The organism is Pseudomonas rhodesiae (assembly GCF_013285305.1).
GTDB classification, from domain to species: Bacteria; Pseudomonadota; Gammaproteobacteria; order Pseudomonadales; family Pseudomonadaceae; genus Aquipseudomonas; species Aquipseudomonas rhodesiae.
This window is the reverse complement of record NZ_CP054205.1, coordinates 3,326,313-3,340,756: the sequence shown is the minus strand read 5'-3', so window position 1 is coordinate 3,340,756 and position 14,444 is coordinate 3,326,313. Positions and strand designations below refer to the sequence as shown.

15 protein-coding genes are annotated in these 14,444 nt (G+C 62.1%); 8 read left to right on the top strand and 7 right to left on the bottom strand.

All coding sequences use genetic code 11. The features are described 5' to 3' along the window. Positions 1-20 precede the first annotated feature (20 nt). Entirely contained in the window at positions 21-1,163 is a 1,143-nt protein-coding gene (ampC, locus tag HRH33_RS15100) for a class C beta-lactamase (protein ID WP_167418034.1), read from the bottom strand. Between the two features lie 134 nt (positions 1,164-1,297). Between ampC and HRH33_RS15095 the strand changes: the two genes are divergently transcribed. After that, entirely contained in the window at positions 1,298-2,176 is an 879-nt protein-coding gene (locus HRH33_RS15095; RefSeq protein ID WP_167418033.1) for a LysR family transcriptional regulator, read from the top strand. Positions 2,177-2,260: 84 nt separating this feature from the next. After that, positions 2,261-3,445: a DUF2252 family protein gene (locus HRH33_RS15090; RefSeq protein ID WP_034098185.1), complete on the top strand. Its 1,185-nt coding sequence runs from the start codon at positions 2,261-2,263 to the stop codon at positions 3,443-3,445. 93 nt (positions 3,446-3,538) lie between these two features. Here the strand turns inward: HRH33_RS15090 and yghX are convergent, their stop codons facing one another. The 3 genes from yghX to HRH33_RS15075 form a co-directional block, all read right to left on the bottom strand. Continuing rightward, entirely contained in the window at positions 3,539-4,426 is an 888-nt protein-coding gene (gene yghX / locus HRH33_RS15085; RefSeq protein ID WP_034138331.1) for a YghX family hydrolase, read from the bottom strand. A gap of 44 nt (positions 4,427-4,470) precedes the next feature. Next, positions 4,471-4,965, bottom strand: coding sequence for a PaaI family thioesterase (locus HRH33_RS15080; RefSeq protein WP_047882347.1), 495 nt, complete (start codon positions 4,963-4,965; stop codon positions 4,471-4,473). Positions 4,966-5,064: 99 nt separating this feature from the next. After that, positions 5,065-5,949: a DMT family transporter gene (locus tag HRH33_RS15075; protein WP_094066578.1), complete on the bottom strand. Its 885-nt coding sequence runs from the start codon at positions 5,947-5,949 to the stop codon at positions 5,065-5,067. 89 nt (positions 5,950-6,038) lie between these two features. Between HRH33_RS15075 and HRH33_RS15070 the strand changes: the two genes are divergently transcribed. Continuing rightward, complete coding sequence (locus HRH33_RS15070; RefSeq protein ID WP_167418032.1) at positions 6,039-7,364, top strand: aminotransferase-like domain-containing protein; 1,326 nt, start codon at positions 6,039-6,041, stop codon at positions 7,362-7,364. A 24-nt stretch (positions 7,365-7,388) separates the two neighbouring features. On the opposite strand, the gene HRH33_RS15065 is transcribed toward HRH33_RS15070, so the two are convergent. Next, positions 7,389-7,820: a nuclear transport factor 2 family protein gene (locus HRH33_RS15065; RefSeq protein WP_167418031.1), complete on the bottom strand. Its 432-nt coding sequence runs from the start codon at positions 7,818-7,820 to the stop codon at positions 7,389-7,391. 243 nt (positions 7,821-8,063) lie between these two features. Here HRH33_RS15065 and HRH33_RS26425 point away from each other — a divergent pair, with 243 nt between their 5' ends. Both HRH33_RS26425 and HRH33_RS15060 read left to right on the top strand, forming a co-directional pair. Further along, positions 8,064-8,297: a DUF6434 domain-containing protein gene (locus HRH33_RS26425; protein ID WP_243269831.1), complete on the top strand. Its 234-nt coding sequence runs from the start codon at positions 8,064-8,066 to the stop codon at positions 8,295-8,297. Continuing rightward, a complete protein-coding gene (locus HRH33_RS15060; protein WP_167418030.1) occupies positions 8,294-9,031 on the top strand; it encodes a CPBP family intramembrane glutamic endopeptidase in 738 nt (245 codons plus the stop codon). Before HRH33_RS26425 ends, HRH33_RS15060 begins: the two co-directional genes overlap by 4 nt. 29 nt (positions 9,032-9,060) lie before the next feature. On the opposite strand, the gene HRH33_RS15055 is transcribed toward HRH33_RS15060, so the two are convergent. Beyond that, positions 9,061-10,770: an amidase gene (locus tag HRH33_RS15055; protein WP_167418029.1), complete on the bottom strand. Its 1,710-nt coding sequence runs from the start codon at positions 10,768-10,770 to the stop codon at positions 9,061-9,063. Between the two features lie 284 nt (positions 10,771-11,054). Between HRH33_RS15055 and gabP the strand changes: the two genes are divergently transcribed. The 3 genes from gabP to HRH33_RS15040 all read left to right on the top strand — a co-directional run bounded on the left by gabP (position 11,055) and on the right by HRH33_RS15040 (position 13,849). Continuing rightward, a complete protein-coding gene (gene gabP, locus HRH33_RS15050; protein ID WP_047882417.1) occupies positions 11,055-12,464 on the top strand; it encodes a GABA permease in 1,410 nt (469 codons plus the stop codon). Next, the gene (gene gbdR, locus HRH33_RS15045; protein ID WP_094066574.1) at positions 12,461-13,543 is read left to right on the top strand and encodes a choline metabolism transcriptional regulator GbdR; all 1,083 of its coding nucleotides are present in this window, start codon (positions 12,461-12,463) and stop codon (positions 13,541-13,543) included. The genes gabP and gbdR overlap by 4 nt, the downstream gene beginning before the upstream one ends. A gap of 108 nt (positions 13,544-13,651) precedes the next feature. Further along, entirely contained in the window at positions 13,652-13,849 is a 198-nt protein-coding gene (locus tag HRH33_RS15040; protein WP_034097634.1) for a hypothetical protein, read from the top strand. 53 nt (positions 13,850-13,902) lie between these two features. On the opposite strand, the gene HRH33_RS15035 is transcribed toward HRH33_RS15040, so the two are convergent. Then, positions 13,903-14,421, bottom strand: coding sequence for an isochorismatase family protein (locus HRH33_RS15035; protein WP_167418028.1), 519 nt, complete (start codon positions 14,419-14,421; stop codon positions 13,903-13,905). Between the last annotated feature and the right edge of the window lie 23 nt (positions 14,422-14,444).

Here is a 14,444-nt window from a genome sequence, read left to right as displayed (position 1 = left end):
ACCACGCCCGCCTGAGTGCGTTATGGGGCCAGTGCACTCAAGATCGCATGTGCCACCTTCACCCGTTCGGCGTTCGGGTAGTTCCTGTTCGCCAGGATCACCACGCCGTTGTCCTGGCTCGGTACATACGCCACGTAGGCGCCAAACCCGCCGGTGGAACCGGTTTTGTTGTACAGCACATTGGCCGGTTGCGCCTGGGGCTGGGTGAACCAGCTGGCTGCATGGGGTTGCAGGGCCATGGGCGTGGAGTTGCCGTCGATCAACGCTTGCAGCGAAATGGGGTAGGGGTAGTACTCCCAGCCCAGGGCCTGGGTCATGCCGTCCACGCGGTAATAACCGCTATGGGTGGTGGCGATGGCCTGTTGCAGCGGCTGTTCCAGGGTTTGCGGGTGCATGTTCGCCAGGACGTAGCGTGCGAGGTCGTGGGCGCTGGTCTTGATGCCATAGGCTTCGCTGTCCAGCGCGCCGGGGCTGACACGCACGGGCTTGTCCTGTTTGTCATAGCCTTGGGCGTAAAGGGCCATTTGCGCCTTTGGCACGTTCACATAGGTGTGTTTCAGGCCCAGTTTGGGCAGCAGTGTTTGCTCCATGGCGACGTTGTACGGTTGTTGTAGGCTTTGCGCCGCCAGATAACCGAACAGACCGATGCTGGGGTTGGAATACAGCCGCTGTGCGCCGGGCGCATAGGTGGGTTTCCAGTGCTGGAAGTAGTTGAGCATGCCGCCTGCATTGTCAGCGGCTTGGGGGAACTGCAACGGCAAACCGCCGGCGGTGTAGGTGGCCAGTTGCAACAGGCTGATCTGCTCGAAAGCGCTACCCTTGAGGGCCGGCAGGTGCTGGCTGGCCTTGTCCGACAGCGTGAGTTTGCCGGTGGCTTGGGCGTAGCCGCCGAGGGTGGCGGCGAAGGTTTTACTGACCGAACCCACTTCAAATAGCGTGTTTTCGCTGACCGGTTGTTGGGTTTCTCGGGAGGCAAGGCCGTAATTAAAGTATTGCACCTGGCCTTGGTGAATTACGGCGACCGAAAGGCCGGTGATGCCTTGCTGGCGCATCAGCGGCTCGATGCTGGCGTTGACCATGGGGCGCAGGTCGGTACTGGCGATGCAGCTGCCCGCTCCGAGCAGCAGCGCAGAAAGAACGAGGGTGTGTGCGTAGTGACGCATGGTGGTTGGCTTCCCTATAAGTGTCGCGATAGCGATAAAGGCCTGCGCAGGCGCCGCAAATCTAGGTGGATTTCATTCGGTCGACAAACGATCATATCTCGCACCTGCCATTAGAAAAATTGGGGCTCAAACCCATGTTGCGTTCCCATCTGCCCCTCAATGCCTTGCGCGCCTTCGAAGCCTCGGCCCGGCACTTGAGCTTCACCCGCGCCGCCATTGAACTGTGCGTGACCCAGGCGGCGGTCAGCCATCAGGTAAAAAGCCTGGAGGCGCAACTCAATGTGACATTGTTCAAACGCTTGCCGCGCGGGCTGATGCTCACCCGCGAAGGCGAAACCCTGCTGCCGGTGCTGCGTGAATCCTTCGATCGCATTGCCCAGACTTTGGGCCAGTTCGAAGGCGGGCATTACCGCGAAGTGCTGACTGTGGGCGCGGTGGGCACCTTCGCGGTAGGCTGGCTGTTGCCGCGCCTGGCCGACTTCCAGGCCCGCTACCCGCTTATCGACTTGCGCTTGTCCACCCATAACAACCGTGTCGACGTGGCTGCCGAGGGGTTGGACTACGCAGTACGCTTCGGCGCCGGCGCCTGGCATGGCACCGATGCCTGCCATCTGCTGGAAGCGCCGCTGACGGTGCTGTGCATTCCCGCGATTGCCGAGCAACTGCGTACGCCACACGACCTGTTGAAACACACGCTGCTGCGCTCCTATCGCGCCGATGAGTGGAGCCTGTGGTTTCACGCCGCGGGTTTGCCCGTCGACACCCTGGTGCCGCGCAGCATCGTGTTCGACTCCTCCCTGGCGATGATGGATGCGGCGCTGCAAGGCATCGGCGTTGCGTTGGCACCGGCGCTGATGTTCACGCGGCAACTGGAGAACGATCTGATCCGCCAGCCGTTCGATGTCGGCATCAACACCGGCAGTTACTGGCTGACACGCCTGCAATCGCGCGCCGAAACCTCGGCAATGCTGGCGTTCAAGGAGTGGTTGCAAGTGCAAGCCGGCGACGTCTGAACTGTCCTAATGCCATTATCTTGAAACAAAATGAAACATTCTCCCAGGCGCTGCGATCTACTGTGGCCCCACCTGAGGCTGTTCATGAAAATTCCACGCCCCTCCGCTCGCATGCCGCACCTGACTCAACTGCGCAATCTGAAGATGGCGCGCTCGGCTCACGCCTACGTGCGCGGCAGCACCGTACAGTTTTACGAGTGGCTGCACAGCCTGCCGGGGCGCCGCTTGCCCCATGGACCGGCGATCTGGATCTGCGGCGACTGCCACGCCGGCAACCTGGGCCCGACCGGCGACAACAACGGCCGTATCGACATGCATATCCGCGACCTCGACCAAACGGTGATCGGCAACCCGGCCCATGATCTGGTGCGCCTGGCCCTGTCCCTGGCCACCGCCGCGCGGGGTTCGGACCTGCCAGGTGTGACCACTGCGCGCATGCTCGAAGAAATGATGCTGGGTTACGAGCAAGCCTTCAAAGACAAGCCGGATGAAGCCCCGCCGCGACCCTCCCAGGTCAAGGCCGGCATGCGCAGCGCGGTGGCGCGCACCTGGAAAAACCTGGCGCGGGAACGGATCGAAAGCGTGCGGCCGACGATCCCCTTGGGCAAACACTTCTGGTCGCTGTCGCGCGCGGAAAAAAGCGCGTTGGAGCACGTCTGCGCCTCGGATGACATTCAACAGTTGGTCACCTCGCTCAAAGGTCGGCCAAAGGATGCCAAGGTTGAACTGCTGGACTCCGCGTATTGGGTAAAAGGCTGCAGTTCCCTTGGCCTGATGCGCTATGCGGTATTGCTCGGCGTGGGTGACAAAGATGATCAGGAATACTGCCTGATCGATATCAAGGAAGCCGTGGGCGCGGCTGCACCTCGAGCGCCGCGGGCGAAGATGCCTCGGGACAATGGTCGTCGCGTGGTCGAAGGCGCACGCCATCTATCGCCAGGATTGGGCGAGCGCATGGTGGCGACGCGTTTTCTGGATCACGGCTTTTTTATCCGGGAACTGCTGCCCCAGGACATGAAGTTGGAGCTGGATGAACTGAGCGAAACCGATGCCATGCACGCAGCCGGTTATCTGGCCCGCGTAGTCGGCATCGCCCACGCCCGCCAGATGGATCGCGCCACCCGCAAAGCATGGATGGCCGTGCTCCAGGAAAACCGCACCCGACAACTGGATGCGCCGTCATGGCTATGGACGAGCGTGGTGCAGCTGGTGGGCAGCCATGAACAAGGCTACCTCAACCATTGCCGGCGATATGCCCTGGAACACTGATCCTCAGCGTGCCGTGATGAGCAGGGCAAGCCTGCTCATCACAAGCGTTGCATGTGCTAGCTTTCGGCAGGCAGCCCCCGCTGACAGTCGATCTCACGCCAGGTATTTGCGAAACCACCCCAAGGTGCGTTCCCACGCCAGGTTCGCCGCCGCGTCGTCATAGCGCGGTGTCGAATCATTGTGAAACCCATGGTTGGCGCCCTGGTAGATATACGCCTCATAGGTCGTCCCGGCCGCTTTCAACGCTTGCTCATAGGCCGGCCAGCCTTCGTTGATTCGCGTGTCCAGCTCGCCGAAGTGCAGCATGATCGGCGCCTTGATACGCGCGACGTCCTTGGCGTCCGGTTGGCGCCCGTAGAACGACACCGCCGCGCCCAGGTCGGGGTAGGCCACGGCCGCCGCATTGGTCACGCCGCCGCCGTAGCAGAAACCGGTGATGCCGACTTTGCCGGTGCTGCTGTCGTGTTTCATCAGCCAGTCGATGGCGGCGAAGAAGTCGTTCATCAGTCGGGTCGGGTCGATTTTCTCTTGCAGCGCTTTGCCTTTTTCGTCATTGCCGGGGTAGCCGCCCACCGATGTGAGACCGTCCGGCGCCAGGGCGATGAAACCGGCCTTGGCCAGGCGTCGCGCGACGTCTTCGATATAAGGGTTCAAGCCACGGTTTTCATGCACCACCACCACCGCCGGCAGTTTGCCGCTGGCATTTGCCGGGCGCACCAGATAGCCGCGTACCGTGCCGTGGCCTTGGGGCGAGGGGTAGGTGATGTAGTCGGCGACGATGGCCGGGTCAGTGAATTTCACCTGCTCGGCCAGGGCATAGTTGGGGCTAAGCGCCGCCAGCAGCGCCGATGCGGTCAGCCCGCCCAAGGTGAACAGCGCGGCGCGGTCGAGAAATTCGCGGCGGTTGATCGTGCCGTGGGCATAGCCGTCATAGAGTTCCAGCAGTTCGGGAGCGAAGTCTTTGGCGGTCAGACGTTCCATTAGTGCAGTCCTCAATAAGCGATGGCAGTGAGGGTAGCCCAGGTTCAGTCGTTGCGACCGTGGGCAGCGGCAGCCAATTGGCCGGTATCGACGCGCACGAACACCGAATCACCGATGGCCGTGAGCACATCGCCGGCGTACACCTCGCAGATTACCTGGGTTTTGCGCCCGACTTCGCCCTCGACCCGCGCACGCAACGTCAGCGGCACGCCCATGGGGGTGGGCTTGATGAATTTGATACCCAGGTTGCCGGTGACGCAGTCGATACGCGGCAGGCTGCCGGGTTCGCGCTGTTCGGCCTGATAGTGATAGGCCATGGCGGTCCAGTTGGAGTGGCAGTCCACCAGCATGGCGATCAGGCCGCCATAGACCAGGTCCGGCCAGCCGCAATAGCGAGCGTCGGGCTGATGCTCGGCGATCACATGGATGCGGTCTTCGTCCCAGCGACTCTTGATATGCAGACCATGGGGGTTGCTGCTGCCGCAGCCGTAGCAGACGCCTTCCGGCGCGGTAGTGTCCTGCAGTGAAGGGGCGTGCATGTCGCATCCTTTTATTCTGTGGCGATAGCTCTGTTTAGCAGGACAAACGACGAATGGGAATAAAACGCTGAGCTAATGGTGCCGCTGCGCGACGACGGATCACCGCGCAAAGCGCCTGGCGCCCGCCACACATGCGATCACCATGAGCGTCACCAGCAGCATGCCCAGGCTGACCTGTTCATGCAGCAATCCAGCCGCCAGCGCCAGGCCGAAGAACGGTTGCAGCAACTGCAACTGGCCGACAGCCGCAATACCGCCCTGGGCGAGGCCGCGATACCAGAATACGAAGCCGATCAGCATGCTGAACAACGCCACGTAGCCCAGGCTCAGCCACGCCGACAGGCTGATCCCGGAGACGCTCGACGGCGCCAGTAAAAGGCTCAGCGGCGCCACCACTGGCAGTGCCACCACCAGTGCCCAACAGATCACCTGCCAACCGCCGAGGCTGCGCGACAACGTGGCACCCTCGGCGTATCCCAGGCCGCACACCAGCACCGCCAGCAGCATCAGCAAATCGCCAGCCGGAGCGGCGGTCAGTCCCTGCGCCAAAGCGTAACCCACCACCAATGCGCTGCCCAGCAGCGAAAACAACCAGAACACCGGGCGCGGCCGCTCCCCACCGCGCCACACCGCAAACACCGCAGTGGCCAGCGGCAACAGGCCGATAAACACGATGGAGTGGGCGGAGGTCACGTATTGCAACGCCATGGCGGTGAGCAGGGGGAAACCGATCACCACGCCCAGCGAGACGATCGCCAGAGGCAGCCACTGCTGGCGTGTGGGGCGTTTCTCCTTGAATACCCGTAGCAGCAACACCGCCAGCAGCGCGGCTAGGGTGGCGCGGATCACGGTCAGGAACACTGGATCGAATTCCATCACTGCCAGGCGCGTGGCCGGCAGTGAACCACTGAAGATCACCACGCCGATAAAACCGTTGATCCAGCCCTGGGTGCGGGTGTGCGGGGTGTCGAGGGAACGTTCCATGAGGTCTGCCTGAAAAAGAGAAGTTGCGTGGGCGTCATCCTAGGAGCGAGGATTGGGACAATCAAAAAATTGTCATGGATACAGCCGCCATGCCGCGAGCCCGTTACAAACTGCTGGTCGACCGCTTCGCCCACGCCATCCGCTCAGGTGCGTTGGCGCCCGGAACCCGGCTGCCTACGCACCGTCAGTTGGCCGCCGAACATGGCTTGGCGCTGGCAACGGCGAGCCGGGTGTACACCGAGTTGGAGGCCATGGGCCTGGTCAGTGGGGAGACGGGGCGGGGCACTTTTGTCCGTGAGATCGCCTTGCCGCCGGGGCAGGGCAGTGGGCAGATGAACGTGGCGGCGGGCCTGCTCGATCTGAATTTCAACTATCCGTCCTTGCCCGGCCAGGCCGACCTGCTGCGCACGGCTCTGCGCCAGTTGGCGCTGTCCGGCGACCTGGAAGCCTTGCTGCGTTACCAGCCCCACGCCGGCCGTATACACGAGCGCGCCGCCGTCGCTCGACACTTGCTTAGTCGCGGTTTAACGGTGGCGGCCGAACAGGTGCTGGTGGTCAGCGGTGCGCAACATGGCCTGGCGGTGACCATGATGGCGCTGCTCAAGCCGGGCGATGTGATTGCCGTCGATGCGCTGACGTACTCGGGGTTCAAGGTGCTGGCCGAAACCCTGCATCTGGAAATCCTTGCTCTGCCGGTCACCGCCTACGGTCCGGACCTGGACGCTCTGCAGCAGTTGTGCCGCCGCCGCCCGGTGCGCGCGGTGTACAGCATGCCGACCCTGCATAACCCACTCGGTTGGGTGATGGACCTGACGCAGCGCGAGCGGTTGGTGGACATCGCCCGCCAGCACAATCTAATGATCATCGAGGACGCGGCTTACGCGTTTCTCGCCGAAGATGCACCGCCGCCCGTGGCCAGCCTGGCGCCGGAGTGCACGGTATATGTCGGCGGGTTATCCAAGAGTGTCGCTACCGGTTTGCGCGTGGGGTTTGTTGCGGCACCGCCGGCGTGGGTCAGCGCGCTTGAACGCAGGGTGATGGCCACGACATGGAACGTGCCCGGCATCATGAGCGCCATCGCCGTGGGCTGGCTGGAAGACGGCACTGTGGCCCAGTTGGAAGCGCAAAAACGCGAGGACGCCAAGGTGCGGCAGGGGTTGGCGGCGCAGGTGCTCAAGGGGTTGGATTACACCTGCCATCCGTCTTCGTATTTTTTGTGGTTACCGCTGGCCGAAGACGCTCGCGCCGATCAAGTGGCAATGGCCTTGCAGCGCCAGGGCGTGTCGGTGTCCACCGCCGAGCCGTTCGCGGTCTCGACCCATGTGCCCCATGCGCTGCGCCTGGCCCTGGGGTCGGTGGACATGCCGGCGCTGCGCGAGGCGTTGCTCAAGGTGCGCAACATCGTGGCGTGGTGAGCCGCGCTGGGCTCACCGGGTGTGTCAGAACTTGAACGCTTGCCGACCGATCAGCAGCCAGTGGCCTTTTTGCTTCTGCCAAACCTGGAAGTTCTCGATATCGGTCGGCACCTCGATGCCACTGTTCACCGCTTGGGCGTGAAAGTGGTTGCGCACCAGTGCCGTATCGCCGTTCAAGGTGATGGTCTGCTTCTGCATTTCCAGGGTCTTGAAGCCGCTGCGGCCGGTTTCGATGTCGGCGATAAATTCCTGTTTGTTCTGGATCTTGCCGCTGGAGTGGCCGTAGGTCAGCTTCTCGGCGGTGAGGGCCTGCAATTGCTTGATGTCTTTATGCAGCATGGCTTGGGTCAGGTGGTCGACGGCTTGGGCTACATCCTGGTCGTCGGCGGCAGGGCCGGCGGCGACGTAGCCGCTGAACAGACATAGAAAGCCGATCAGCACTTTGATGTTTTGCATGGAGAGGTCCTTATTGTTATGGAGGCGAGACGACGATTAAGTCGTCGTACAACCATGCAATAAATCAGCTTGGGATGGAAAGTAAAATTTGGATTATCCAGAGAAATAGAGAGATGTATAAGCGGATTTATTTATGTGACGTCCTAACAGTGCGCGTCGAAAGCTATTCAGGGCTTGGTGCTTTCCTGTGCGGACGGCGCACCGTTATGCTAGCGCCTTAATATCACTCAGCCGAGATTCAAAATGGACATTGACTGGCATCGTGACGTTCTCACCCGCGCCACCCCCATCACCGCGCAATACAAAAGCACCCAGAACGTTCGGCGTTTTATGCGTGATCAGTGTGGGCCGACGTTTAAGTTCGACCGGGCCTTTATGGCGTGGCTTCGTAGCGGCGAACCCAGCACCTTGGGCGACTTAGCCGATCAGTGGGGTCGTTTGCACGATGTGAACAGGTCGGCGCTGGAGAACCGATGATCGCCGAGGCAATGGTGGTCCTGCTGGACTATGGAGCGTACCTGGCGCCAGGCCTTTTGTTATTCGGCCTGTGGTTCGCGCTCACCCCCAGAACGCTGGTGGCTATGCGCATTCTGATTCTGCTGGCGGCATTTGTGCTGATGCGCGATGCAATGACGCCGCTGCGCATGTGGGCCCTTGGCAGCGAGATGCAGATCGCGTTCAGCGCGAACCCGGTCGTGCTCGCGGCGTTAGGCGGGCTGTCGTTGCTGTTGATCGCAGGCCTTGCGCGCGTGGCCCCGCCGTTGGGGGCACTGGTGGTGTGGTACAGAGGAACCCGCTTAACGGGGTTGTTGATGGGGTTGGCGGTGGGGTGTCTGATCGGCGTGCCATTGCGTACCTACCAAGGGATCGACGCCCAACAGATCCCAGGCTATTGGCTGTGGTTGCCGGGCATGATCGTGCTGGCTTACGGCGCCAACGCGTTGGAGGAAGTGCTGTTTCGCGGTTTCTTACAGGGCCACCTGGAGCAGCAGGTCGCGCCGATTCGCGCGGCCTTGATCAGCGGCGTGGCCTTTGCCGCGTGCCATAGTTTCCTGGCCCTTAGCGTGACCCAACTGGGATGGCCTGTGCTGCTGTTTACCCTTGTGGAAGGGTTGGCCTGTGCCCTGGTGCGCATGCGTTATGGGGTAGTGCCTGCAACCACCTGCCATGGCACGGCAATCCTGCTGATTGCCGTGCCCTACGTGGCCTGACGTGAAATGCGTTCGAGGCATCGAACCCGTTAGTGGGCGTTCAGTGGCGGGGTGCGCGGCGGGATCAGGCGTTTGCTGCCGGTTGCTTCATAGGCCGAGGCGAAGCGCAGTAACGCCGAGTCATCGTACGCCCGCCCGGCAAATGTCAGCCCCACCGGCATGCCGATATCCGCCATCACGCCCATCGGCACGGTGACGGTGGGCACGCCCAGGTGGCGGATGGCGAGGTTGCCGTTGGCCACCCAGATGCCGTTGCTCCAGGCGATATCGGCGCTGGTTTCGTTGACATCCGCGTCCGCCGGGCCTACATCGGCCACAGTGGGGAACAGCACCGCGTCGAGGCCGAGGTTGTCCATCCAGTCTTCCAAGTCGATGCGCCGGGTTTGTTCCAGGCCGCGCAGGCCGTCGGGCACGCTGGCGATTTCATTCCATGGCGTGATGCCGCGCTGGGCCATGCGTACGTACTCGTCCATGCCGGCGGCGAGGTCGTCTTCGCGGTTCGGCAAGGTGCCGGGGTCGTGGGGGAATATCTGCGGGCCATCAACGTCCGCCAGGCGGTTGAGTGCCGGGTCGTTATTGGCGCGCAGGAAATCGTCGAAGGCCCAGGCGGAAAGCTCCCACAGTTCATCGTGCAGGAACTGCTTGGACACCAGGCCACGGGTAAACACCGTGGGTGCGCCCGGGCGGTCGCCTTCGCAGTTGGAGACCAGCGGGAAATCCACCTCGACCACTTCCGCGCCGGCGGCTTCCAAGGCTTGGCGCGCGGCCTGCCACAGGTCGATCACGCTGGCACGGGTGTGGATCTTCTGCCCGGTCGGGCCACCGATGCCGGGTTTTTCGCTGGTGCCGGCATCCGGGTCGGCATTGATGTACATGCGCGGCACGCCAAAGCGCTTGCCGGCCAGGTCCGACGGGCTGGCGGCCAATTGTGCGTAGGACGCCGGGCGCACCGAGGCGACGCAGGGGATCGGCACCCAGGGTTGCAGGCGCCACAGGTCGCCACGGGTATCGGGGTCTTCGGCGACCACCACATCAAGCACTTCCAGCAGGTCAGCCATGGTGCGCGCAAACGGCACCACCACATCCATAGTTGGGGTCAACGGCCAATTGCCGCGCACCGAAATCACCCCACGGGACGGCGTGTACGCGCACAGGCCATTGTTGGAGGCCGGGCCGCGGCCGCTCGACCAGGTTTCTTCAGCCAGGCCGAACGCGGCGAAGCTGGCTGCTGTCGCGGTGCCGGCGCCATTGGACGAACCGGAGGCGAACGGCGCGGTGAGGTAATCGGCGTTGTAGGGGCTTTCGGCACGGCCGTACACACCGCGCTGCATGCCGCCATTGGCCATCGGCGGCATATTGGTCTTGCCCAGGCAGATCGCCCCCCCGGCGCGCAGGCGTTCGATGGTGAACGCGTCGCGATGGGCCACCAGTTTGGCGAACGCCGGGCTGCCGGAGGCCGCTGTCAGGCCTTTGACCAAGTAACTGTCCTTGGCCGTATAAGGAATGCCATCCAGCGGCCCGAGGGTTTCGCCCTTGGCCCGGCGCGCATCGGACGCCTGGGCCTCTTCCAGAGCCTGGGGATTGCGCACCACCACAGCGTTAAGCGCGGTACTCGTTTGCGGGCCGTCATAGGCATCGATCCGCGCCAGGTAAGCCTTGACCAGTTCAACGGCAGTGGTCTGGCCGGATTCGAGCGCCGCGCGCAGTTGGGCAATGGAAACTTCAGTCACTTGCATCACGTTTTTTCGCCGCCTTCAGAGGGGAGGTATGGCGGCAGTCTACGGACAGATATTTCACAAAACCAGCGCGGAGGCGGCATAGGTGGCGGCAGTTCGGTGCCGGCCGGCACTTTCCAGCGACTGCCCGGACGGCAGCAAATGTCGATATCAGACGTCTGGATGACGCAATGAGGCTATTTTGACCGGCGACATGCCGCGTACTGTGACCCGTCATTGAGAAATGATGATCGCCTGACCCTCCGGTCAGCACGTCTGAACGTCGATCACAGAGAATAAAAAGAACGATGAATAGCCTGAGTTCCAAGGATTCGAACGGCCAACTGGCGCAGGGCTTCAAGCCGCGTCATGTCACCATGCTCTCCATTGCCGGCATTATCGGTGCTGGGTTGTTTGTCGGGTCCGGGCATGCGATTGCGGCGGCGGGCCCCGCAGTCATGCTGGCGTATTTTTTTTCCGGGCTGCTGGTGGTGCTGGTCATGCGCATGCTGGGCGAGATGGCGGTGGCCAACCCGGACACCGGCTCCTTTTCGACCTATGCCGACCAGGCCATCGGACGCTGGGCCGGGTTTACGATTGGCTGGCTGTACTGGTGGTTCTGGGTGCTGGTGATTCCGATCGAAGCCCTGGCCGCCGGGCATATCTTGAACCAGTGGTTTCCCCAGATCGACGCTTGGCTGTTCGCCTTGTTGTCGATCTTTTTGTTGGTGGTCACCAATTTGTTCAGTGTCTCCAAGTACGGAGAATTCGAGTTCTGGTTTGCCATGGCCAAGGTCGTAGCGATCATCGGCTTTATCGGCCTGGGTGGCGCCGTGCTGATGGGCTGGATTCCCGAGCGGGAGGCCAGTGGCTTGAGTCGACTGATGGAGGAGCATGGCGGTTTTGCCCCGAACGGTATGTCTGCCGTCGTGGGCGCGTTCATTACCATCATGTTCAGCTTTATCGGAACGGAGGCGGTCACCATCGCCGCAGCGGAGTCCAGCAACCCCGCGCAGAATATCGCCCGCGCCACACGTTCGGTGATGTGGCGTATCGGCGTGTTCTATGTGCTGTCGATCTTCGTGGTGATTTCCGTGGTGCCTTGGAATGACCCTCTGCTGGCGTCCGTCGGTTCCTATCAACGGGCACTGGAGTTGATGAATATTCCCCATGCCAAGTTGCTGGTCGACGGTGTCGTGCTGATTGCCGTGGCCAGTTGCATGAACTCCTCTATCTACATTGCCTCGCGCATGTTGTATTCCCTGGGCAAACGCGGCGATGCGCCCACGTTGATGAAAAAGACGTCGGCAGCCAGCGTGCCTAGGGCCGCGGTGATCGCCAGTACCGTGCTGGGCGCTGGCGTGACGTTGCTCAGCTACTTCATGCCCGCCGGGCTGTTCCAGTTCCTGCTGGCCAGTTCCGGGGCGATCGCGTTGTTGGTGTACCTGGTGATCGCCATTTCGCAACTGCGTATGCGCAAGCTCATGCAGCGCCGCAATATCACGCTGACGTTCAAGATGTGGTTGTTCCCCTGGCTGACCTGGCTGGTCATCGCCTTTATTTGCGCCGCGCTGGGGGTAATGCTGGTGACGCCAGAGCATCGTCTTGAGGTGTCTTCGACGATTGGGTTGGCGTTGCTGATTTCACTGGTGGGGGTTATCACTGCGCGCCAACCCGTGCGCGCGCAGAGCCCACTTTCGATGGTTTCGCCGCCATGAATGCACGACCTGTGACCAGCATCCTGTTTGTATTGTTGGACCGGTTCACGCTGATCTCATTGGCGTCGGCGGTGGAGCCGCTGCGCATGGCCAACCAATTGTCGGGGCAGGAGCTCTATCGTTGGTACACCGCCAGTTTCGACGGCACGCCCATCTGGGCCAGCGACGGCGTGCCCATCACGCCGGACAGCTCGGTGGATGCCGCGCCGTCGGCCGACATTATCTTCGTGTGCGGCGGGACGGGCATTCAAAACACGGTGACCCCCGAGCTGGTCAAGTGGCTGCGCGCGCAGGCGCGTTACTCCAAACGCTTGGGCGGCATCTGCACCGGCAGTTGGGTATTGGCCAGGGCAGGGCTGTTGGATGGCTTTGAGTGCAGCGTTCACTGGGAGTGGCTGGCCGCGATGCAAGAAGCGTTTGCGCGAGTGACTGTCAGCCCAAGCCTGTTCACCCTCGACCGCGGCCGCCTCACCAGTTCAGGGGGCACGGCGCCGATGGATATGATGCTGCACTTGATCGGCCTGGATCACGGGCATGAACTGTCAGCAGCCATTTCAGACATGTTCGTCTATGAACGCATGCGCAGTGAGCAAGACCACCAGCGCATACCGCTCAAGCACATGCTCGGCACTCAGCAGCCCAAGCTGCAGGAAATCGTGACGCTGATGGAGGCGAACCTTGAGGAGCCCATCGACCTGGACCACCTGGCGGAGTATGTCCAGCTCTCCCGGCGGCAGCTTGAACGGATGTTTCAGAAGTACTTGCACTGCTCGCCGTCGCGCTATTACCTGCGGCTGCGGTTGATCCGCGCGCGCCAATTGCTCAAGCAGACGCCCATCTCTATCGTCGAATTGGCGGTGCTCTGCGGTTTTGTATCGACGCCGCACTTTTCCAAATGTTATCGGGAGTACTTCGGTGTGCCGCCCAGCGATGAGCGGCTGGCGACGCATGAGCGCACGGTGGTGCAAAAGCCGGTGATCAACGTCGTGCGCAAGCCGATGCCCATGAGTGTGCTGGAGCAAGCACGCTCCGAGGCAACGTTTGGCAGTTTCCGACGACTCAAATCCTCCCTGGGCTGACCGACTTTGGTGGTCACCGTTCGTCCAGTACTCGGCACTCGTGGGTCAGCCACTGGCTCTTATGATCAGGCGCGGGTATTCCGTGCTCAGTCACCACGGAGAGCCAACATGGATATCGATGAGAACGCACCGGGCAACCTTTCACAGCAGGCTGTCACGCGGGGCACCGACAACGAGACCGGGCATGATCCGCGCAAAGGCGACGACGCGTTGCCATTGCCACCCGATGACGAAGCGCCGCTGGAAGAGGATATGTCGGATGTAGATGCGGCGGATTCGGTCGCCAGTGAGCATCCGGACAACTGACGTGCTGTTTGCGGGGAGGGCACGCGCTTGCTCCCCGCATTGGCCATCGCTGGCTAGAAGCACCAGTCCTCAGCTTTTATCACCTGGCAGAACGGCCCGTGCAACGTTGCGTTGTGATGGGCCACGATATCCTTGGCCTGCAGCGCTGCGGTGTCCGAGCAGGTGTGCCCATCGCCGATCAGCACTGCATCGAAGCCAAGATCACGGGCGGCACGGCAGGTGCTGTCGACGCAGTATTGGGTTTTCATACCCGCGATCACCACGCCCGTCGCCCCGACAGACCGTAAGCTGTTCGCCAGGTCGGTCTGGGCAAAAGCATTAGGCCGCTGCTTTTCAAACACCACTTCATTGCCTGAAAGCATCAGCTGCGGCGCCAGCCTCGTCAGCGGGCTGTCCGGCGCCATCGGCGACCCTGCGGGCCCGACGTGGCGCGCGAGGAAAATTCCAGCCCCGGCGCGACGGGCCTGATCCATCAGGCCATTGACGGTGTCGAGCATCGCGTCGCAACGCCAGGGTGTTTCCGGGCCATGAACCAGGCCGACTTGGATATCGAGTACCAACAGTGCATACATGGGTGCATCTCCTTGCGTTTGCG

Coding starts and splice junctions, on each gene's coding strand:
- ampC (WP_167418034.1), bottom strand. CDS start 1,163: ATGCGTCACTACGCACACACCCTCGTTCTTTCTGCGCTGCTGCTCGGA.
- HRH33_RS15095 (WP_167418033.1), top strand. CDS start 1,298: ATGTTGCGTTCCCATCTGCCCCTCAATGCCTTGCGCGCCTTCGAAGCC.
- HRH33_RS15090 (WP_034098185.1), top strand. CDS start 2,261: ATGAAAATTCCACGCCCCTCCGCTCGCATGCCGCACCTGACTCAACTG.
- yghX (WP_034138331.1), bottom strand. CDS start 4,426: ATGGAACGTCTGACCGCCAAAGACTTCGCTCCCGAACTGCTGGAACTC.
- HRH33_RS15080 (WP_047882347.1), bottom strand. CDS start 4,965: ATGCACGCCCCTTCACTGCAGGACACTACCGCGCCGGAAGGCGTCTGC.
- HRH33_RS15075 (WP_094066578.1), bottom strand. CDS start 5,949: ATGGAACGTTCCCTCGACACCCCGCACACCCGCACCCAGGGCTGGATC.
- HRH33_RS15070 (WP_167418032.1), top strand. CDS start 6,039: ATGCCGCGAGCCCGTTACAAACTGCTGGTCGACCGCTTCGCCCACGCC.
- HRH33_RS15065 (WP_167418031.1), bottom strand. CDS start 7,820: ATGCAAAACATCAAAGTGCTGATCGGCTTTCTATGTCTGTTCAGCGGC.
- HRH33_RS26425 (WP_243269831.1), top strand. CDS start 8,064: ATGGACATTGACTGGCATCGTGACGTTCTCACCCGCGCCACCCCCATC.
- HRH33_RS15060 (WP_167418030.1), top strand. CDS start 8,294: ATGATCGCCGAGGCAATGGTGGTCCTGCTGGACTATGGAGCGTACCTG.
- gabP (WP_047882417.1), top strand. CDS start 11,055: ATGAATAGCCTGAGTTCCAAGGATTCGAACGGCCAACTGGCGCAGGGC.
- gbdR (WP_094066574.1), top strand. CDS start 12,461: ATGAATGCACGACCTGTGACCAGCATCCTGTTTGTATTGTTGGACCGG.
- HRH33_RS15040 (WP_034097634.1), top strand. CDS start 13,652: ATGGATATCGATGAGAACGCACCGGGCAACCTTTCACAGCAGGCTGTC.
- HRH33_RS15035 (WP_167418028.1), bottom strand. CDS start 14,421: ATGTATGCACTGTTGGTACTCGATATCCAAGTCGGCCTGGTTCATGGC.